The organism is Paracoccus lutimaris (assembly GCF_003337565.1).
GTDB lineage: Bacteria > Pseudomonadota > Alphaproteobacteria > Rhodobacterales > Rhodobacteraceae > Paracoccus > Paracoccus lutimaris.
The window spans coordinates 1-20052 of the sequence record NZ_QPJL01000024.1; the positions used below are offsets into that span (position 1 = coordinate 1).

The 20052-nt window shown below is 65.8% G+C and carries 17 protein-coding genes; 4 read left to right on the forward strand and 13 right to left on the reverse strand.

The window, feature by feature from the left end; translation table 11 throughout:
- Positions 1-99 precede the first annotated feature (99 nt).
- Positions 100-942 carry an inositol monophosphatase family protein gene (locus tag DFP89_RS16330; protein WP_181870368.1) on the forward strand — a complete coding sequence of 281 codons (843 nt, stop codon included), beginning with the start codon at positions 100-102 and terminating at the stop codon, positions 940-942.
- 41 nt (positions 943-983) lie between these two features.
- Entirely contained in the window at positions 984-2609 is a 1626-nt protein-coding gene (locus DFP89_RS16335) for a Na/Pi cotransporter family protein (protein WP_114350456.1), read from the forward strand.
- A 181-nt stretch (positions 2610-2790) separates the two neighbouring features.
- On the opposite strand, the gene DFP89_RS16340 is transcribed toward DFP89_RS16335, so the two are convergent.
- From DFP89_RS16340 to DFP89_RS16365, 6 genes are all read right to left on the reverse strand, one after another.
- Positions 2791-3885: a mandelate racemase/muconate lactonizing enzyme family protein gene (locus tag DFP89_RS16340; protein WP_114350457.1), complete on the reverse strand. Its 1095-nt coding sequence runs from the start codon at positions 3883-3885 to the stop codon at positions 2791-2793.
- Between the two features lie 8 nt (positions 3886-3893).
- Positions 3894-4853 carry an ABC transporter permease gene (locus tag DFP89_RS16345; RefSeq protein ID WP_114350458.1) on the reverse strand — a complete coding sequence of 320 codons (960 nt, stop codon included), beginning with the start codon at positions 4851-4853 and terminating at the stop codon, positions 3894-3896.
- Positions 4853-5803 (reverse strand): ABC transporter permease, encoded by a 951-nt coding sequence (locus DFP89_RS16350; RefSeq protein ID WP_114350459.1) that lies wholly within the window; start codon positions 5801-5803, stop codon positions 4853-4855. Before DFP89_RS16350 ends, DFP89_RS16345 begins: the two co-directional genes overlap by 1 nt.
- Positions 5800-7320, reverse strand: coding sequence for a sugar ABC transporter ATP-binding protein (locus DFP89_RS16355; protein WP_245948822.1), 1521 nt, complete (start codon positions 7318-7320; stop codon positions 5800-5802). The genes DFP89_RS16350 and DFP89_RS16355 overlap by 4 nt, the downstream gene beginning before the upstream one ends.
- A gap of 75 nt (positions 7321-7395) precedes the next feature.
- On the reverse strand, positions 7396-8370 hold the full coding sequence (locus DFP89_RS16360; RefSeq protein WP_114350460.1) for an ABC transporter substrate-binding protein: 975 nt from the start codon (positions 8368-8370) through the stop codon (positions 7396-7398).
- A 53-nt stretch (positions 8371-8423) separates the two neighbouring features.
- Entirely contained in the window at positions 8424-9872 is a 1449-nt protein-coding gene (locus DFP89_RS16365; RefSeq protein WP_220269857.1) for an aldehyde dehydrogenase family protein, read from the reverse strand.
- Between the two features lie 232 nt (positions 9873-10104).
- On the opposite strand from DFP89_RS16365, the gene DFP89_RS16370 reads away from it, so the two are divergent.
- Both DFP89_RS16370 and DFP89_RS16375 read left to right on the forward strand, forming a co-directional pair.
- Positions 10105-10827: an FCD domain-containing protein gene (locus DFP89_RS16370; protein WP_114350461.1), complete on the forward strand. Its 723-nt coding sequence runs from the start codon at positions 10105-10107 to the stop codon at positions 10825-10827.
- A gap of 52 nt (positions 10828-10879) precedes the next feature.
- Entirely contained in the window at positions 10880-12502 is a 1623-nt protein-coding gene (locus DFP89_RS16375) for a GMC family oxidoreductase (RefSeq protein ID WP_114350462.1), read from the forward strand.
- A 286-nt stretch (positions 12503-12788) separates the two neighbouring features.
- Here DFP89_RS16375 and DFP89_RS16380 read toward each other — a convergent pair whose 3' ends face one another.
- The 7 genes from DFP89_RS16380 to DFP89_RS16410 form a co-directional block, all read right to left on the reverse strand.
- Positions 12789-13799, reverse strand: a complete 1011-nt coding sequence (locus tag DFP89_RS16380) for a zinc-binding alcohol dehydrogenase family protein (protein ID WP_114350463.1) — start codon at positions 13797-13799, stop codon at positions 12789-12791.
- Positions 13796-14860: an L-idonate 5-dehydrogenase gene (locus tag DFP89_RS16385; protein WP_114350464.1), complete on the reverse strand. Its 1065-nt coding sequence runs from the start codon at positions 14858-14860 to the stop codon at positions 13796-13798. The genes DFP89_RS16380 and DFP89_RS16385 overlap by 4 nt, the downstream gene beginning before the upstream one ends.
- 55 nt (positions 14861-14915) lie before the next feature.
- Positions 14916-16322, reverse strand: coding sequence for a TRAP transporter large permease (locus DFP89_RS16390; RefSeq protein WP_114350465.1), 1407 nt, complete (start codon positions 16320-16322; stop codon positions 14916-14918).
- A gap of 4 nt (positions 16323-16326) precedes the next feature.
- Positions 16327-16899, reverse strand: coding sequence for a TRAP transporter small permease (locus DFP89_RS16395; protein WP_114350466.1), 573 nt, complete (start codon positions 16897-16899; stop codon positions 16327-16329).
- Positions 16900-16982: 83 nt separating this feature from the next.
- Positions 16983-17957 (reverse strand): sialic acid TRAP transporter substrate-binding protein SiaP, encoded by a 975-nt coding sequence (locus DFP89_RS16400; RefSeq protein ID WP_114350467.1) that lies wholly within the window; start codon positions 17955-17957, stop codon positions 16983-16985.
- 25 nt (positions 17958-17982) lie between these two features.
- Positions 17983-18702 (reverse strand): FadR/GntR family transcriptional regulator, encoded by a 720-nt coding sequence (locus tag DFP89_RS16405; protein WP_114350468.1) that lies wholly within the window; start codon positions 18700-18702, stop codon positions 17983-17985.
- A 170-nt stretch (positions 18703-18872) separates the two neighbouring features.
- Positions 18873-19928: an Ldh family oxidoreductase gene (locus tag DFP89_RS16410; RefSeq protein ID WP_114350469.1), complete on the reverse strand. Its 1056-nt coding sequence runs from the start codon at positions 19926-19928 to the stop codon at positions 18873-18875.
- Between the last annotated feature and the right edge of the window lie 124 nt (positions 19929-20052).

Sequence of the window (20052 nt, forward strand, 5' to 3'; positions counted from 1 at the left end):
CCCCAGCTGGTTCAAGCCGGGGCAAGGTTGCACATGGGTCAATTCTCAATGACAATTTCCGCTGTTGCCGGGTCAAATCTCAGTGGCAATCAACACGCCGTGACGCCCAGCCGCATCACCACCGACATCGCCGGGCAGCTTGTCCAGATCGTCCGCGAGACAGCGCGGCACGAGATTTTGCCGCATTTTCGCAGTCTCGACGCGTCCGGCCTGACGACCAAGACCAGCCAGAACGATCTTGTCACCATTGCCGACCGCGCCGCCGAACGGCGCATCGCCGATGCCGCAGGCGCGCTGTTCCCGACCGCACTGATCGTCGGAGAAGAGGCGGTCAGCGACGATCCCGATCTGGCCGCGCGCCTTGCCGACGCCGAGCTTGCGATCATCATCGACCCGATCGACGGCACCTGGAACTATGCCCGTGGCCTGCCGCTTTTCGGGGTCAACCTGGCCGTCGTCGAGGACGGTAAAACGATCTTTGGGCTTCACCATGATCCGGTGACCGATAGCTGGATCGAGGCGCGACTGGGGGCGGGAACCCATCGCCGGGATGCGGCCGGCTATCGCCAGAGACTGCTCATCGACGCCGAGGTGACGACCTCGGCCGGCCTCATTCCCACTGCGCTGCCGCGCCGGGCCGGCCGCGCGCGGTGGGCCAGCCTTGTCGCGGATTACGAGCGGATCGGCGCGCTTGGCTGTTCCTGCCATGACTATTGGCTTCTGGCCGAAGGCGCCGTCGATTTCATGTTCGCCGACCAGGTGAGGCCCTGGGATCACGCGGCGGGCGTTCTGCTTTATTCCGAGGCCGGAGGCTATGGCGCCATGCTATCGGATGGTGCGCCTTATTTGGTGGCAAGGCGCGACGGCCCGTTGCTTTGCGCCAGAAGCCCCCGGTTGTGGGACGCGCTGCGCGACAAGTTTCTGATGCCACAAGCAGCCTGATCGGCCCGCAGCGCAGCGCCCCAGACTGAACGAGGATCCGCTTGGACGTTCTCAGCTTTCTTGCCCATCTGATGAGCGGCGCCACGCTGCTGCTGTTTGCCGTCCGCTTCATGCGCATCGGCATCGAGCGGCTGTGGAACGCCCGCATCCGCAAGAGCCTGAGCGGCGAGACCACGGCCCTGTCGCTGATGGCCAAGGGCGCCGGGCTTGGCTTTCTGATGCAGGGCGCGACCGTCGTCATGCTGATGGCGGCGGGTCTTGCCGGCAGCCGCACCATTCCGCTGCTGTCGGCGGCGCTGCTGGCGGTGGGCGCGGATTTCGGCTCGGCGCTGGTCGTCCAGTTCCTGACCCTGCCCGTGGGCGCGATCGGGCCGCTGGCGATCCTCGTCGGGGGCTGGCTCTATCTCAATTCCAGTGAGCCGGACCGGCGCAATTTCGGCCGCGTCGTCCTTGGTCTTGGGTTGGTCTTCCTGTCGCTCTCGCTGATCCGTCAGGCGGTGATCCCGTTGCAGCAATTCTCGGGCGCCGGGGCGGTGCTGGCCTATCTGAACGAGGATCCGGTGACGGCCGCGCTTCTGGGCGTGGTGCTGGCGCTTGCCATGCATTCCAGCCTCGCTGCGATCCTGACCGCGCTGGCCTTTGCCAGCCACGGCGATCTGGGCCTGATCGGCGGACTGGGCTTCATCATCGGCTGCAATATCGGCAGCGCGCTGCTGCCGGTCTGGCTGCTGCGCTCGGATCAGTCCGAGGCGGCGACGGTGGCGAAATCGGTCGCCGCGCTGCGCATCGCGCTGGCCGTTCTCTGCCTCGCGGCCCTGTCGCTGCCCTATTGGAATGCCGACCTGCTTTCGGCGCAGCCCGTCCATCGCGTCATGCTGGTCGCGCATCTCGGGTTCAATTTCCTTTTGCTGCTGCTGACACCGGCGCTGCCCGCCATCCTGCGGCTGTTTCCCGTGGCCGCAGCGGATGCCGAGGAAGAGCGCGTGCTACTGCCCGGGAACGAACAGGACCCACGCTTTCTCGCCGCCGCGCTCAAGGGGCAGGTGAACCGCATGCTGGAACTGCTGATCCAGATGTTCGAGCTGGCCACCGGTGATGCCGCCAATCTGGCCGAGATCGATGCGCTCGAGACGCGGCTGAACCGTGCCCTGTCACGATTGCGGGAAGCCTTTGCCCAATTGCCCGAGATCGCGGACGAGGACAGCCACGATATCCGCCAGATCATGGATTTCGCCATTCGCATCGAGGCTTCGGGCGATCTTCTGAGCGGCAAATACGCCGCGATCCGGCGCGAGGCCGAGCGGGGCGATTTCGTATTCACCGATGCCGGCAAGAGCGAGATCGCGACGCTGGCCGATCAGGTCCGCCGGGGCATCGTTCTGGCCCGGCATGTCTTCTGGAGCGATGACACGACCGCCGCCCGCGATCTGGTCCTGCACAAGCAATATGTGACCAATCTGGAAGCCGAGAGCAAACGCCAGCATCTTCTGCGCGTCCGCAGCGGCAATCTTCTGAGCCTCGGCTCCAGCGACGGGCATCTTGAACTGGTCGCTGCGCTGAAATCGATCAACAGCAAGCTTGCGACCATCGGCTATGCCGTTCTCGACAAAAACGGCGAACTGGCCAAGTCCCGGCTGAAGGCGAAGGCTTTGGGTCAGGGCCTGTAGCGCGGTCAAGGCACCTGATCCCGAAATGCCCCTGCTCGGCCAAGCATGGCTCGCGGTATCACGTCGCGGGAGCGGATGCCTGCCGCGCGAGGGCGGTCTCTTTGCCGATCGACGTGGAAACAGGCGTGAATTCCCGCAAGCAGCATGGCCTTGCGGGGCGCATGTCACGGACCGGATCCCTTCAGGAATGGACGGCAAAGACGCTCAGGCGCGGCCAGTCGAATTCGACCCCGGTGCCGGGCGTCTCGGGGGCGACGCAATGCAGACCCTCCAGCACCAGCGGGCGGGTCGTATAGCGGTCGATGGGAAAGGAATGCACCTCGACCCAACCGGCATTGGGCTGGGCGCCGACCAGACTGACATGCAGCTCTTGCATGCCGTGCGAACAGACCGGGATACCATGCGCGGCGCATAGCCGGGCCGCGCGCAGCCAGCCGGTGATGCCGCCGCAATTCGAGGCATCGGGTTGCAGATAGGCGCAGTGCGACTGCGCCACGGCATATTCGAATTCATGGATCGTATGCAGGTTTTCACCCATCGCCAGCGGCATGCCCGTCGCATCGTGAATGCGGGCATAGCCCTGATAGTCGTCGGGGATGGTCGGCTCCTCGAACCACAAAAGGTCCAGGGGCGCAAAGCCGCGCGCCGCCGTGATGGCCTGATCGACCGACCAGCCGTAATTCGCATCCACCATGAAGGCGCGGTCCGGGCCAAGCAGATCGCGCACCGCCTCGGCGCGGCGGAAATCGTCGCGCATGTCGGGCTGGCCGACCTTGATCTTCACGGCCTGATAGCCCTCGTCGATGAAGTCCCGGATGTTGGCCAGCAGCCGATCCAGCGAGAAGTTCAGGTCGATCGCCCCGCGATAGGCGCGGCTGCGGTTCGACGCGCCCCCGGCCATGCGCCACAAGGGCTGGCCGTCGCGCCGCCCGCGCAGATCCCACAGCGCGATGTCGATGGCCGAGATCGCGAATGAGGCGATGCCGCCCCGCGCGACGTAATGTACGCGCCATTGCATGGCATCGTACAGCGCCTCGATCCCGGTCGCGTCCTGGCCCAGCAGGAACGGGCGCAGATCGTGGTTCACCATTGCCAGGATGGCACGACCGCCAAAGCCGCCGGTATAGGTATAGCCGGTGCCGCTTAGCCCGTCCTCGGTGGTGATGGTCACGGTGACCAGTTCGAAATGCGTGTGATCCCCATGCTTGGCATCCGACATCACCTCGGGCAGCGGCACGCGGAACAGTCGGGCTTGCAGGTCGGTGATGCGGGGCATGGATTACCTCATTTCTTGGCCGCAGGTCGCGCCAGACGGACCTGCAACAGGATGACGACAAGCAGGAAAAACCCGCGGATGACCGACTGCCAATGCGCCGACAGGCTGATGGTGCCGCGCCCGTTTTCAAAATTCAGCAAATTGAAGACGACCCCGAAGAGCAGCGCCCCCGCCACGGTCGCGGGAACCGAGCCCATGCCGCCGGTCAAAAGCGTCCCCCCCACGACCACCGCCGCGATGGCTGCCAGTTCCCAGCCCGCCCCCTCAAGCGGCTGGCCCGCGCCATAGCCCGAGGCCAGATAGACCCCGGCCAACCCTGCGCAGCCGCCCGAAAAGACATAGACAAAGATCTCGGCCCGGTGGGTTTTCAGGCCCATCAGATGCGCGGCTTCGGCATTTCCGCCGATGGCCAGGACGGTGCGTCCCAGCGAGCTGCGCTGAACGATCAGCCAGGCGGCGACAACCACGATCAGCGCGATCAGCATGGTCCAGGGCAGGATATTGGCGATCTTGTTCATGCCCAGCTTGGTAAAGTCGCTGGCCCAATCCACCGGCACGGCCCGGTTTTCCGACAGCCGCAAGGCCGCGCCCTTGGCGGCCAGCATGGTGGCCAGCGTCGCCATGAAGGGCGGCAGGCGCAGCCCGGCGATCATGCCCGCATTCAGCGCCCCCGCCGCCAGCCCGGCCGCGACGCCCGCAGGCAGCGCGACGGCCAATCCATGCGGCGATAGTTGCGCCGCCACCACGCTGGCCAGTGCCGCGACCGTGCCCACCGACAGGTCGATGCCGCCGGTCATGATCACCAGACACATGCCGACCGAGATCAGCACGAACATAGAATTATAGCCCAGAAAGGACGACAGGTTATAGGCCGAGACAAAGTTGTCATAGCGCAGTGCGCCAAAGACGATCAGCGCCAGAAGCGCGACCCAGACAGCGACATGGCCCTGACCGAAAAGCCTTTTCATCACGCCCTCCGCCCGCGCTGCAACCAGACGGCCACGGCGATGATCGCCGCCGTCACGATCAGCGTCATCTCGTCCGAGATGCCGTTGGCGATCAGCGTATAGCCCATCAACTGGATGAAGACGGCGCCCAGCAGCGTCCCCAGGATCGGCGCCCGCCCACCGGCCAGTGCGGCCCCGCCGACCACGGCGGCGGCGATGGCGTCAAGCTCCATCAACTGGCCGATGCGCGCGGCATCCGAGGCCGAGTTGATCGCCACCACGATCAGCCCGGCAAGACCCGCCAGCACGGCGGCGATGACATAGGTCGCGATCTTGACCCGCGCCACCGGCACGCCGGCCATGACCGCCGCGCGTTCGTTCCCGCCCGCCGACAGCAGGTAGCGGCCATAGATGGTGCGCCGGACGACCCAGCCCAATATCAGCGTCAAGACCAGTGCGATCCAGCCCTGCACCGGCAGGCCAAACACGCGTCCGGTGCCCAGCCAGGTAAAGGACGGGTTGGTAAAGGTCTGCAGATTGCCATTGGTCAACACCTGCGCAATGCCGCGGCCCGAGATGAACAGGATCAGCGTGGCGATGATCGGCTGCACGCCGAACATGCTGATCAGCACCCCGTTGAACAGCCCGCACAACCCCGCGACGATCAGCGGCAGCAGGATCGAGGCCGTCAGCCCCAGCCCCGGATTGGCCAGCGCCCAGTCTGACAGAAACACGATGGGCGCCAGGGCCCCCGCGACGGCCATGGTCGAGCCAACCGACAGGTCGATCCCGCCCGAGGCGATGACCAGCGTCATGCCAAGCGCCACGATGGCGATGGTTGCGACCTGACTGACATTCACCGCCAGCGTCTGCATGTTCAGGAAATTCGGGGTGATGATCACGTTCAGCAGGGTCAAGGCCGCCAGCGCGACCAGCAGCCCCGACAATTGCCGGTCCGGTCGCAGGCTCATGCCGCACCCCCCGCCGCCATGGCATGGATCAACTGATCCTCGGTCACGCCGGGATTGGACAGGCGCGTCACGCTGCGGCCTTCCTGCATGACCACGATGTCATGGGCGCCCTCGATCAGTTCCTCGAATTCGGACGAGATCAGCAGGACGGCGCAGCCCTGCTCGACCCTTTCGCGGATGATCGCCTGAATTTCGCGCTTCGCGCCGACATCGACGCCCCGCGTCGGCTCATCGAGGATCAGGAAGCGCGGCTCAATCGCCAGCCAGCGGCCCAGCAGCACCTTTTGCTGGTTGCCACCCGACAATTCGCGGATCGGCTGGTCCATATGCGCGGTCTTGATGCCAAGCGCGCGGATGAAATGCTCGACGATGGACCGCTCGCGTGCCTCGTCGATCACTCCCATGCGCGACAGGCGCGGCAGCAGGGCCAAGGTCAGGTTCTCGCGCACCGACAGGTCGGGAATGATGCCTTCGGTCTTGCGATCCTCGCTGAGAAAGCCGATCCCCGCTGCGATGGCCGCGCGGGGCGAGGCGATGGCGGCGGGCTGGCCGTCCAGCAGGATCTGGCCCGCGGTCAGCGCATCCATGCCAAACAGCGCCCGCGCCGCCTCGGTCCGGCCCGATTCCAAAAGGCCCGCAAGACCCACGATCTGGCCCGCGCGCACGCTCAGGTCCAGCCGGCGCAGGCGGCGGTCGGTGGCCAGCCCCTCGGCCTCGATCACCGGGCTGCCGCCTGCGGGGGTGGTGCTGGCGGCCAGTTCGGTCATGCCGGCGCGGCGGATATCCTCGGCGCTGCGGCCCAGCATGGCGGCGATCAGGTCGAGCTTGGTCAGATCCGCGATGCGCGCCGCCCCAACCGTGCGCCCGTCACGCAGGATGGTGACGCCGTCGCAGATCTCGAACAGCTCGTCCAGAAAATGGCTGACATAGATGACCGCCGTGCCCTGCGATTTCAGCTGGCGGATGACGCCGAACAGCACCTCGACCTCGCGTTCGTCCAGCGAGGATGTCGGCTCGTCCATGATCAAGAGCCGTGCATCCATCGAGGCCGCACGCCCGATGGCGACCAGTTGCTGGATCGCGGTCGGATAGCTGCCAAGCGCGCGATGCGGGTCCAGATCGATGCCAAAGCGGGACAGAACGTCGCGGGTCCGCGCCTCGGCCACGCGCCAGTCGATCATGCCGAAGCGGGTCTTGGGCTCATATCCCAGAACGATATTCTCGATGACGGTGCGCTGCGGCACCAGCGTCAGTTCCTGATAGATGGTGGCGATGCCGGCCTCTTGCGCCTCGCGCGGGGATTTCAGGTCGATCTCGCGCCCCTGCCAGCGCACGGTGCCGGCATCGCGGCGATAGACGCCGGTCAGGATCTTGATCAGCGTCGACTTGCCGGCGCCGTTCTGGCCGACCAGCGAATGCACCTCGCCCGCGTGGATCGTCAGCGCCGCATCCGACAGCGCGGGAACGCCGCCAAAGGCCTTGGTGATCCCGGTCATCTGCAAAAGAGGTTCGGTCATGTCACCGCCATGAAGGGTCTGGTGGTCAGGGCGGGGCCGCGCCGGAACGCGGCCCCGATGATGATGGGCGGGTGATCAATAGGCCTCGCCAATATGCTCGGCCGCGTTTTCCTTGGTGAAGATGCGGTCCTCGACCTTGACCCAGGGGGTGATGGTTTCGCCGGCCGCGTATTTCTTCATCGTGTCGCAGGCCAGCGGCCCGAAGAAGGGCGAGCTTTCGACCGTTACCCCCATCTTGCCGTCGATGATCGCCTGCAACGCGTCGCGGGTGCCATCGACCGAGACGATGGTCACATCCTCGCCGGGTTTGCGGCCGGCGGCCTCAAGCGCCTGAATGGCGCCGATCGCCATCTCGTCGTTATGGGCATAGACCACGTTCACGTCGGGATGGGCCTGCAGCAGCGTCTCCATCACCTTGCGGCCCTCGTCGCGGGCGAAATCGCCCGAGCGGCTGGCGACGATGGAAAAGCGGCTGTCGCCGGCAATGGCATCGTCAAAGCCTTTCTTGCGGTCATTGGCGGGCGACGAGCCGGTGGTGCCCTCCAGCTCGATGATGACGCCCTTGTCTCCCTTGAAGTTCTCGGTCAGCCAACCGGCCGCACGGCCGCCCTGATCAATGAAGTCGGAGCCGAGGAAGGACACATAATCGCGCCCGGCCTGTGCCACGTTCGGATCGACCGAGCGGTCGACCAGGAATGTCGGGATGCCGGCGCCCTTGGCGCGCATCACGGCGGGGATCAGCGGGCTTTCCTCGCGCGGGGGCAGGAACAGCACGTCGATGCCCTGGGCGATCATGCTGTCCACATCGGCCACCTGCTTGGCAGCCGAGCCGCCGGCATCGGTCAGCACCAGCTCCCAGCCGCAGGTCGCGGCGGTGTCCTGAAAGCTTTTGGTCTGCGCGATGCGCCAGGGATTGTTGCTTTCGGTCTGGGCAAAGCCGACCTTGTAGCTGTCCTTGGCTTCCAGCGGCGGCAGGTCCTGCGCCAGCGCCATGCCGGCCGGCAGGATCAGCGACAGCGCGGCGGCGCCCATCAGAATCCGTCTTTTCATTGTTTCCCCTCCCATGGGTGCGGCCTCCTCCGGCCGCATGCTGTGTTGGTCCGTCACGACCAGTTGAGATACATCGTCTTCTTGCGCAGATAGCCGTCGAAGCCGTGTTTCCCGTCCTCTCCGCCCAGGCCCGATTGGCCCCAGCCGGAATGGAAGCCCTGCACCAATTCGCCATTGGCGCGGTTGCAGTAGATCTCGCCGAAATTCAGCCGCGCGGCGGCGGCCATCAGCCGGCGCTGGTCGCGCGTCCAGACATAGGCCGACAGACCATAGGCGCTGGCATTGGCGAGGCTCAGCGCCTGATCGAAATCATCGACCGCCAGCGCGGCCACCACCGGGCCAAAGACCTCGTCGCGCATCACCGGCAGGTCATTGTCAAAGGCGCGCAGCACGGTCGGCGCTATCCAGTGGCCCTTGGCAAAGGCCCCCTCGCGCAGCGGGCCGCCGCGCAGCAGCACCTCGGCCCCCGACGCGATCGAGGCTGCTGTCATCGCCTCGACCTTCTCGACCTCGGCGCGGCTGACCTTGGGACCAATATCAGGATCGGTCAGCGGCATGCCGATGGTCAGCGCGGCGGCGCGGGCGGTGAACTTGTCTAGAAATTCATCGGCGATGGCGCGATGCAGATACATGCGTTCGTTGCAGGTGCAGATCTGGCCGCAATTGGTGAAACGCGCGATCACCGCCGCCTCGACCGCGCGGTCGATATCGGCATCCTCCATCACGATGAAGGGCGCCTTGCCGCCCAGTTCCAGCCGCAGGATCTTGATCTGATCGGCCCCGGCGGCATAGATCTCGCGCCCCGCGCGGGTCGAGCCGGTCATGGTCACCATATCCGCGCCCTCGACCAGCGCCCGACCCAGCGTGCGCCCGTCGCCGGTCACGACATTGAAAAGCCCCGGCGGCAGGCCTGCCTTTTCGGCCAGCGCCGCCAGCGCCAGACCCGAAAGCGGGGTGAATTCATGCGCCTTGAGGATAAAGGCGTTGCCTGCCACCAGCGCCGGTCCCAGCTTGCGCGCGGCCAAGGCCAGCGGATAGTTCCAGGCGGTCAGCCCGACCACCACGCCATGCGGCAGGCGGCGGATCTGGATTTCCTCGTCAGGGGCGTCGGCGGGCAGGATTTCACCCTCGATCCGGCGCGCCTGTTCGGCGGCATAGCGCAGGAATGTCTCGGTCGCGCCGACCTCGCCCCGGGCCTGAACCAAGGGCTTTCCCTGTTCCAGAACCACGACCCTGGCCAGCAGGTCGGCATGGTCGCGCACCGCATCGGCCAGCGCGTGGACCGCCCGGCCGCGTTCGACCGCCGGCAGCGCCGCCCAGCCGGGCTGGGCCCGCCGCGCGGCCTGCAGCGCCTCGGCGGGGGTGGTGGCGATGATGGTTTCATCGGCGGGGTTTTCGATCTCGTGCCCTGCGGCGGCGGGACTGCCCCAACGTCCGCCGATCAGCATCCGCGCGGCGACGGGCCGCCCCTCGGTCACAAGCTGGGTGAGTTCGTACAGCACGGACAGCCCTATTTTGGTATGACAAAACAAGCAATGATTAAGGGCGGAATTCGCAAATCGGTCAAGATGATTCTATTTTCACCCATCGGATTTCACTGTGCATTCAAACAGAATTACGTTGTTTGACGCTGACCTACGCAATACCCGCCTATTTTGGCCCAGCCAAAACATATCCGTTGCACAATCTTGATGCGTCATTATGATCCGACCAAACTCTTGATCCGAGCTGCGCATGACCCTTCAGACAGCCCCAGCAAGACCCGTCGGCAGCCGCGCCGCAGATGCTGTGGTCAAGGCCATCGAGACCCGGATCGCAGCAGGCGATCTGCCCGACGGCGCCCCCCTGCCGCCCGAGCGCGACCTGATCGAGACCTTTGGCGTCAGCCGCACCGTGGTGCGCGAGGCGGTGGCGACGCTGGCCAGCCGCGGTCTTGTCGAAAGCCGGCCGCGCTTTCGTCCCGTGGTGCGCCGTCCCGGCTATGATGCGGCGCTGGCCGCTGCCAGCGGTGTCGTCGGCTTTCTGCTGGCGCAGTCGGACGGCGTCAAAAGCCTTTATGACATCCGCATCTTTCTTGAGGCGGCGCTGGTACGCCATGCCGCCAAACACGCCCGCAAAGAGGATATCGAGGCCCTGAAACAGGCGCTTGACGCCAATGAGGCGGCGATCCCGGACAGCCAGCGTTTTTACCGCACCGACGTGGCCTTTCACGCCGTGCTTTACGACATCCCGAAAAACCCGGTCTTTCCGTCGATCCACAAGGCATTCACCAGCTGGCTTGAGCCGCATTGGGTCAAGATGGAACGCTCGCCCGAGCGCAACCGGGTGAATTTCCTGCGCCATTCCGACATCTATCGGGCGATCCGTGACCGCGACCCCGATGGCGCCGAGGCGGCGCTGAACGCGCATCTGAATGCCGCGTGGGAATATGTGCGGGGCACGTTCGACGACATCTGACGCCGCGCGCATAGCGGCAGCCCATCCGCATATCGAAGGAAAGGACGACCCCATGGCGCGCGAGGAATTCGACCATATCGTCGTCGGTGGCGGCTCGGCCGGCTGCGTGGCGGCGGGCCAGCTTGTGGCGCAGGGCGGCTGCCGCGTCCTGCTGCTGGAGGGGGGGCATTCCAACCGTCACCCGCTGCTGGACATGCCGCCGGGCATCTTCAAGATGATCAACGGCTCGAAATTCATGGAATACCACACGACCGTGCCGCAGCCGCATTTGAATGGCCGCGCGCATGACATTCCCCAGGGGAACGTGCTGGGCGGCGGATCCTCGGTCAATGCGCAGGTCTATATGCGCGGCCGCCCCTCGGACTACGATGCCTGGGACGCGGCACTGCGCGGCAACAATGACGGCGCGGACTGGTCCTGGAAGGCGGTCTTGCCGCATTTTCGCGGCATGGAGGACAACAACCGCCTGCTGAACGACTATCACGGCAGCGGCGGCCAGATGAAGGTCTCGGATCCCGGGCATATCGACCAGATGTCGCGCTGGTTCGTGCAGTCGGTGCAGGCTCTGGGCGAGCCCTTCAACCCCGACTTCAACGGCGTCTCGCAGCGCGGCGTGGGGTTTTACCAGTTCATGAACCGGCATGGCCGGCGCTCATCCGCCGCCTACGCTTTTCTGTCCCCGCTTGAGGGCGACCCGCGCCTGACCCTGCGCCTTGAGGCCCGGGCCGAGCGTATCCTGATCGAAAACGGCCGTGCCGTCGGCGTCCAGTGGCGCGACAAGGCCGGCACCCTGCACCAAAGCCATGCCCGCGGCGAGGTGATCGTGACCGCCGGCGCGCTGATCACGCCCAAGCTGCTGATGCTGTCAGGGATCGGCCCCGCCGATCACCTGCGCGAGCACGGGATTGCGGTCGCGGCCGACCTGCCAGGCGTGGGCCAGAACCTGATCGACCATCCCGAGGTGCCGATCATCGCCAACGCCAACGGCCCCTATGGCTATTTCAAGCAGGGGGTCGGCTGGCGGATGATCCGCAACGGCTTGCAGTTCAAGCTGTTCGGATCCGGTCCGATCCTGTCGGCGGGGGTCGAGGCAGGCGCCTTCGTCAATCCCGATGACCCGGGTGCCGAGCCGACGATCCAGGCCTTTTGCGTGCCCATCGTCTATCTGGACCGTGACACGCTGAGCCTGGTCGAGAATACCTATGGCCTGACCGTGACCACGGTGGTGGTCAAGCCCAGGTCGCGCGGCGAGGTGCGGCTGCGCTCGGCCAATCCGGCCGACAAGCCGCTGGTCAGCCCGAACCTGCTGCTGCATCCCGACGACATGGCGGCCATGGTCGCCGGCCAGCGGTTTTTCGTCCGCGCCTTTCAGACCGGGCCGCTGGCCAGCCGCATCAAGCGCCTTGCCATTCCCGATCCGGCCCGGCTGGATGACGCGGCACTGGCCGATCACTGCCGCCGTTTCGTCAAGACCAACTATCATCCGGCCTCGACCGCGCGGATGGGGGCGGATGGCGATCCGATGGCGGTGCTGGATGCGCGGATGCGCGTGCGCGGGATCGAGGGGCTGCGCGTCGCCGACATGTCCGCCGTGCCCGACATCAATGCCGGCAACACGAACGCTCCGGCGATGATGCTGGGGGATCGCTGCGCGGCCTTCGTGCGTGGGGCGTAAGAGCCAGACGGTATCTGAACGATATCTTCGGCTTGCATCACGAGATCGACATTGCACTGGCAGGTTGTCGGTCATCAGATATCTGGCTTTCCGTCAGATTCCTGACCCAGACGCACGGGGCGCCAAGCCAACCGCCATGATCCCTGCCGGTCGTGAGCATGGATGTGCCGCCAGCTGCTGAAAAAGGCCCGGACATGAGGGGGTAAACGTCCCATTCAGCAGCATGTTTCCCGGTCGAAACAGTGCCCGCCAAGGGGCCGGCAACCGGAACTCATCAGCACCTTGATCACAGGTCCAGAATGGCCTTGATGACGCCGGCCTCGGGGCGGGACCAGTCCTGGAACAGCGCCACCCCGTCCGACAGGCTGCCGCGATGGGTGTTCAGCGCCCGTGTCGGCACCCGGCCGGCGCGCATCTGCGCCACCACCTCGGCGAAATCGTCGGGCTGGGCGTTGCGGCTGGCGATCAGCGTCGCCTCACGCTTGTGGAATTCCGGGTCCGAGAAGGTGATGTCCTGCCGCACCACCGACAGCAGCACATAGCGCGCGCCATGGGCAAGGAAACCGAAACCGCGCTCGATGGGCGGCGCGGCGCCGGTGGCGTCGATCACCACGTCGAACCAGTCGCCGCCGGTCAGCCGCGCGGCCTGCGCCTCGGCCCCGGCGTCGGCGGTCAGTGCGGCATCCGCGCCCAGCCCCTCGCGCGCAAAGGCCAGCCGGTCGGGGCGCATGTCCATCACCGTCACATGGGCACCGCGCGCCTTGGCGAAGATGATCGCCGACATGCCGATGGGGCCGGTCCCGGTGACCAGCACCCGGTCGCGGGCGGTAATGGCGCCGCGCTTCACGCCATGGGCACCGATGGCCAGAAACTCGATCATCGCCGCATCCGGCAGCGGGATATCCCCCGTCGGCACCACGTTCTGGACCGGGACCGCGATCAGCTCGGCCATGCCGCCGTCGCAATGAACGCCCAGCACCCGGATATTGACGCAGGCATTGGTCAGCCCGATCCGGCAGGCCTGACAGGTCCCGCAGGACAGGTAAGGCACGATATAGACCGGATCGCCGGGGTTCAGGCCACTGCCCTCGGGCGCGGTCTCGACGGTGCCGGACAGCTCGTGGCCCATGACGCGGGGATATTCCAGATAGGGGTGCTTGCCGCCAAAGATGTGGAAATCGGTGCCGCAGATGCCGACATGGCGGATGCGCACCAATACCTCGTCCGGGCCGGGCACGGGTTCGGGGCGCGAGATCAGCGCCAGCCGGCCGGGTTCCTCGCAGATCAGGGCTTTCATGACGCGTCCTCCGTGGCGAAGGTCAGTTGCACCTTGCAGGCCAAGCTGCGGTCCGAGGCCAGATCAAAAGCCTCGCGCGCGCGCTCCAGCGGCAGACGGTGGCTGATGATCGGGCGCAGGTCGATCTGGCGGCTGCCGATCAGGTCCACGGCCTCGGCAAACTCGGCGTGAAAGCGCTGGCTGCCGCGCCAGGTGATTTCCTTGCCGACCAGCGCGTTCAGGGGAATGGCGATATCGCCGGTGACGCCGACCTGAATGATGGTGCCGCGCGGGCGGATGGCGGCAAAGGCTGCGCGCAGGGCGGGGCCGGCGGCCGAGCAGTCAAAGATCAGGTCGATCTGGCCCTTGTCCCTTTGCAGCGGCGCCAATGCCTCGGGATCCGTGGCGACGTTGATGGTCTGGCCTGCGCCCATGACGCGCGCGCGAGCGAGCGCCGCATCGGTCAGGTCGGTGACGATGATGTCCCGTGCGCCGGCATGGCGGGCGGCGGCCAGCACCAGCAGCCCGATCGGCCCGGCGCCGCTGATCAGCACCCTGAGCCCAGTCAGATCGCCCAGCAGATCGCGCGCCTGCGCCACCGCATGCAGGCAGACGGCCAGGGGCTCGGCGCAGGCGGCCTCGGCCTCGGTCACGCCTTCGGGCAGGGGATGGGCCTGAATGGCGGGCACCACGAACAGGTCGCGAAACATCCCTTGTTCATGCGGCATCCGCATGGCCGAGCCGATGAAATGCATGTCCAGACAATGCACCAGCATGTCACGCAGGCAGTATTCGCAGGCCCCGCAGGGCTGCGAGGGGTTCACCGCGACCAGCGTGCCAGGGGCGATATCGACCCCCTCGCCCGCCGCGATCACATGCCCGGCGGCCTCGTGCCCGCAGATGATCGGCTCGCGCACCCGGACCGGACCAAAGCCGCCATCCTGATAGTAATGCAGGTCCGAGCCGCAGATGCCACCCGCCGCCATGCGCAGCAGCACCTCGCCCTTGCCGGGCGGGCCGACCTCTTGCTCTTCGACCCTCAGGTCATGGGCGCCGTAAAGCCGGGCGACGCGGGTGCGCATGGGGCAATCCTTGTATTCGTGTCAGGCCGCGCGGACGGGCCGCGCGGAGATGGGGCTAGCGGATCAGGCCAAGCTGCGTCGGCAGCCATAGCGTGAGCGCGGGGATGAAGGTAATCAGCAGCAGCGCGACGAACAGCGGGATCATCCATGGCAGGATCGCCAGCGCCGTCTTTTCAACCGACATCTTGGCGATGCGGGACAGGACGAACAGCACCATCCCCACCGGCGGCGTCAGCAGGCCGATCATCAGGTTCAGCGTCAGGATCACGCCCAGATGCACCGGGTCGATGCCATAGCGCGCCGCCACCGGCATCAGGATCGGCACCAGAATCGAGATCGCGGCGATGGTGTCCAGAAACGCCCCCACCACCAGCAGGATCACGTTCACGATGATCAGGAAGGTCCACCAGTTGTCGGTCAGCCCGAACATCGCGTCCGAGAACAGCTGCGCCGCCTGAGAGACCGTCAAAAGCCACGCAAAGATCGAGGCGGCAGTGACGATGAACAGGACCGAGGCCGTGGTCTCGATGGTGTCGAAGGAGGCCTTGGCCAGCGTCCGCCATGTCATGGTGCGATAGCGCACGAGGCCCAGAAACAGCGTCCAGATGACGGCGGCGACGGCGGCCTCGGTGGGCGTGAACCAGCCCATGGTCATGCCGCCGATCAGCAGCACCGGCGCCATCAGCGCCATCACCGCGTGCCAGTCGAAATACCAGTCCAGCGCCACCAGCACCACCAGCGCGATCAGCACCGCGATATTGATCGAAAGCCCGGCCATGACCAGCAGCCAGACCGCCAGCGGAAAGCACATGACCACCACGATCTCAAGCCCGGCGCCCATGAGTTGGCGAATGTCGAAGGGCGTGTCCGAGCCCCAGCCAAAGCGGCGGGCAAAGATATAGACCGTCAGCATCATCAGCGAGGTCATCACGATCCCCGGCAGGATGCCCGCCATGAACAGCGCCCCGATCGAGGCATTGGCCATCATCCCGTAGATGACAAAGGGCAGCGAGGGCGGAAAGATCGGCCCCAGCGTCGCCGAGGCGGCGGTCACGCCCACCGCGGCCTCGACCGGATAGCCGTGATCCTTCATCGCCTTGATCTCGATGGTGCCGATCCCGGCCGCATCGGCCAGGGCCGTGCCCGACATGCCCGAAAACACCACCGAGCCGATGATATTGACCTGCGCCAGACCGCCCTTCATCCAGCCGACCAGCGACAGGGCAAAGTGATAGATGCGGCCGGTGACGCCGGCGATGTTCATCAGATTGCCCGCAAGGATGAAGAACGGCACCGCGATCAGCGGAAAGCTTTCGACGCCCGCGATCATGCGCTGCGCGGCGATGATGTCGGGGGCGACATTATAGATGCCGATATAGGCCAGCGAGGCCACGGCCATGGCGACCGCCACCGGCACCCCGATGATCATCAGCAGCAGAAAGGATCCGATCAGCAGCAGCATGGCGTCATACCCCCGGCGGGCCGGATTCGGCCGCCTCTTCGCGGACCGTCCTTGCGCCGGTCAGGTCCTTGATGAAATTCTGAACCGAGCGCAGCAGCATCAGCGCGAAGGCTGCAAAGACGGTATAGAAGACAAAGCCGCGCGGCAGATCGACGGTGACCATGCGCTCGCTGCCGACAATGTCGATATAGCGCCACATCAGCCATGCCATATAGCCGTAAAAGCCGATGCAGATGACATCGACCGCGACCTCAAGCCCGCGACCCAGACGGCGCGGCAGGAAATTGTAGATCAGGTCCACGGCGATGTGGCGGCCCATGCGCACGCACATAGCCGAGCCCAGAAAGACCACGATCACCAGACAGTTCGCGGCGATCTCTTCGGTCCAGGCGAGGCTGTTGTTCAGCGCATAGCGGGTGAAGAACTGCAAAAAGACGCAGACCGCCATGGCCCAGAACACCGCCAGCGTCAGCCAGTCCTCGATGGTATGGTGCGACAGATCGACGGGACCACCTTCGTCCTCGAAGGCATGGGCCATCTCGTCGATGCTGATCGGGGGGTGATGTTGCTCATTCATGCCGGACCTCCGCGCGTTGGGTCGGATCTCGCTGTGCCCGGGGCGGCCATGCGGACGCATCGGCCGCCACCGGGGTCTTGGTCTTACTGAAGGGCGCGAATGGCCTCGAGGTCTTCCTTGACGTAGCCAAAGTCCTCGGGGGCGACCTTTTCATTCACGTTCTTCTCGAAATCGGCCTTGTCCACCTCGTTGACGCCGATGCCGTCGGCGCGGAACTTCTCGACCAGCGCCGCCTCGCGTTCGGTAACGATGGCGGTGGCACGGGCGGCGGCCTCAAGCATCACTTCCGAGAAGATCTGCTTGTCCGCGTCCGAGAGGCTGGTCCAAAGCTGCTTCGAGACCAGCGTATTCAGGTGGTCGACGATATGGCCGGTCAGGGCGATATTCTTCTGCACCTCGTAGAACTTTTTCGCCTCGATGGTGGTCAGCGGGTTTTCCTGCGCCTCGACGGTGCCGTTCTGCAGCGCCAGATAGACCTCGGCAAAGGCGATGGGCGTGGTGTTGGCGCCGCAGGCGCGCGGCATGGCCAGATAGGCGGGCACGTCCGGCACGCGGATCTTCAAGCCCTGCATGTCGGCACAGGCCTTGATTTCCTTGTTCGAGGTGGTTTGACGGGTGCCGTAATAGGTCACGGCGGCGATATGGTTGCCGGTCGCGTCCTCATAGCCCTGCGCCAGCCGCTTGAAGACATCGCTTTTGGCATAGGCCAGCAGATGCGCGGAATCGCGGAAGATATAGGGGAAATAGGTCACGCCGATCGGTTTGTAGTCGCGCGCGGCAAAGCTGGAGCCCGAGATGATGATATCGACCGTGCCCAGTTTCAGGCCCTGGTTGATGTCGGCCTCCTTGCCCAGCTGCGAGGCCGGAAAGACGTCGATCTTGTAGCGGCCCTCGGTGCGCTTGCCGATTTCCTCGGCCGCCCAGACCGATTCCGTGTGGAACGGCTCGGATGTTTCATAGACATGCGCCCATTTCAGCGCCGTCTGTGCCTGCGCGGCGATGGCGCTGGCCATGACCATGGCGGCGGCCAGGGTCAGGCCGGTCAGTTTGAGTTTCATGTTTCCTCTCCTCCCTTGTTATCCTTCAGATGCCCTGCAGGGCGGCCCCCTCGGCCCGCTCGACAAGGACGCTTTCGGTGAAACGGCGCTGCGATTGCGTCAGGTGATGGCGCATCGCCTCGCGCGCGGCGGCGGGGTCGCGGGCGGCCAGCGCATCGCGGATCCGGCCATGTTCGGCCAGCGCGTCGCCCCAGGTATGCGGCCCCTCGAAATAGCTCGAAAAGCGGGCGAAAAACGGCGTGAGCCGCTTTTGAAACATCTGCGCCGTCAGCCCCACCAGCACCTGATTGCCCAGGCCCGAGGCGACGATTTCATGAAACGTGCCGTCGATGCGGATGGCCAGCGGCGTGTCGTCCATGGCCGCCCGCATCTGGCGCAGGTTGTCGTCGATCCGCGCCAGCAGCGCGGGCGTCACATGGCTCGCCACCTCTTCGGCGATGGCGCTTTCGATGATGCAGCGCGCCTCGAGCAGTTCCAGCGGCCCCTCGGCATCGGCGCGCAGCATGCCGCGTTCCGCCCCCGAGGCCAGATAGATGCCCGAGCCCATGCGGATCTCGACCTGCCCCTCGACCTCCAGCGCGATCAGCGCCTCGCGCAGCGATGGCCGCGAGACGCTGAGCATCTCGGCCAGATCGCGCTCGGACGGCAGGCGCTGGCCAGAGCCCAGCCCGCGCGCCGCCGCAAGCAGCAAAATCTGGTCGGCCACCTGCCGGTATTGCCGGCGCGGCCTGCCCTCGGTGAACACGTTTTCCCCCGATCTGCGCCGCCTCCCTGCGGCGCGCGGTCAAACTGGTTTGACCAATTTCGAGACTGCGGGCGTTAGCGCAAGCGGTCAAGAAAATTCTTCCGCCATTCGGAAAAATCTAGGAATAAATCCCAATCACATGATGTAAATGAATTTTTATTAATGCACCCTCAGGATACAGGGGCGATTCCCAGCCGTGCGGCGATCTCGTCAAAGGCCGCGGCCGTGGTCGGATCCAGAATCACGCCACTGTGATCGCGCCCTCGCGCCACGTCCCATTCGCGGTCGCCCGGCGCCATCACCCGGCAATCCGCCCGCGCGGGCGAGGCGCGCAGCCTCCCGACATAGCGCCGCATTCCGGCATCGAATGCGGCGCGGTCCAGAAACGCATCCGGGTTCAGCGCCAGCATGAAGGCCCCCATGCCGCGCGGCGTCGAGAAATCCGGCCCGCCCATCGGCAGGATGTCAAAGCTGAGCTTCATCCCGGTCAGCACGGCGCTGAAGATCTCGGCCACGCCCGCAAGCGCCGCGCCCTTGAACCCGAACTCGCCGCCCAGAGGCGCCAGCATGTCGGCCGCCTCGGCATCGCGGGTATCGAGGCCCTGCACGTCCGAGGCGGTGCCCTGCGGCAGTTCGACCCCAAGGCTGCGGTAAAGCTGGACGCGGTTATAGGGGATGGCGCTGGTCGCCATGTCCAGAAACCACGGGTTGTCGCCCTGAACCGGAACCGCGACCGAAATCGGGTTGGTGCCGTGAAAGCGCATGGCACCGTCATGCAGCCGCACGAAACTGTCCGAATTGCAAAAGGCGATGCCGATGAAACCCGTCTGCGCCGCCGCCAGCGCATAGGCCCCGGCCGGCCCGAAATGCGAGCTGTTGCGGATCGCCGCCGCGCCAAGGCCGAATTGCCGCGCCAGCTCGATCGCCCGCGCCATGCCGTGATAGCTGCCCAAGGCGCCCTGCGCGTGATCGGCATCCCAGACCTCGACCGCGCCAAAGCCGCCGACGCGCTTCAGTTCCGGGTTGCGGTTCAGCCGCCCGCCCTCAAGTGCTTTCAGGTAATGCGGCAGCAGGCGCACGCCATGACTGTCGACGCCAAAGCGCGTCCCGTGCAGCATGGCCCGCGTCGCGGCCTCAGTGGTCGCGACATCCGCACCGATGGCCGCAAAGGCCGCGTGGCAGAAATCCTCAAGCTGCGGCAACGAGATATATTGATCGGCGGCCATGGCATCCTCGGCTTGGGGTCGGCCCCAGATTAGGCACAGCCGGACAGGTCCCGCAACGCCGGGGCCGCCTTTGGCTTCGCGGCACCGCCGCCGCCGCTCGTGGCAGATGACCGGGCCCGCGCGA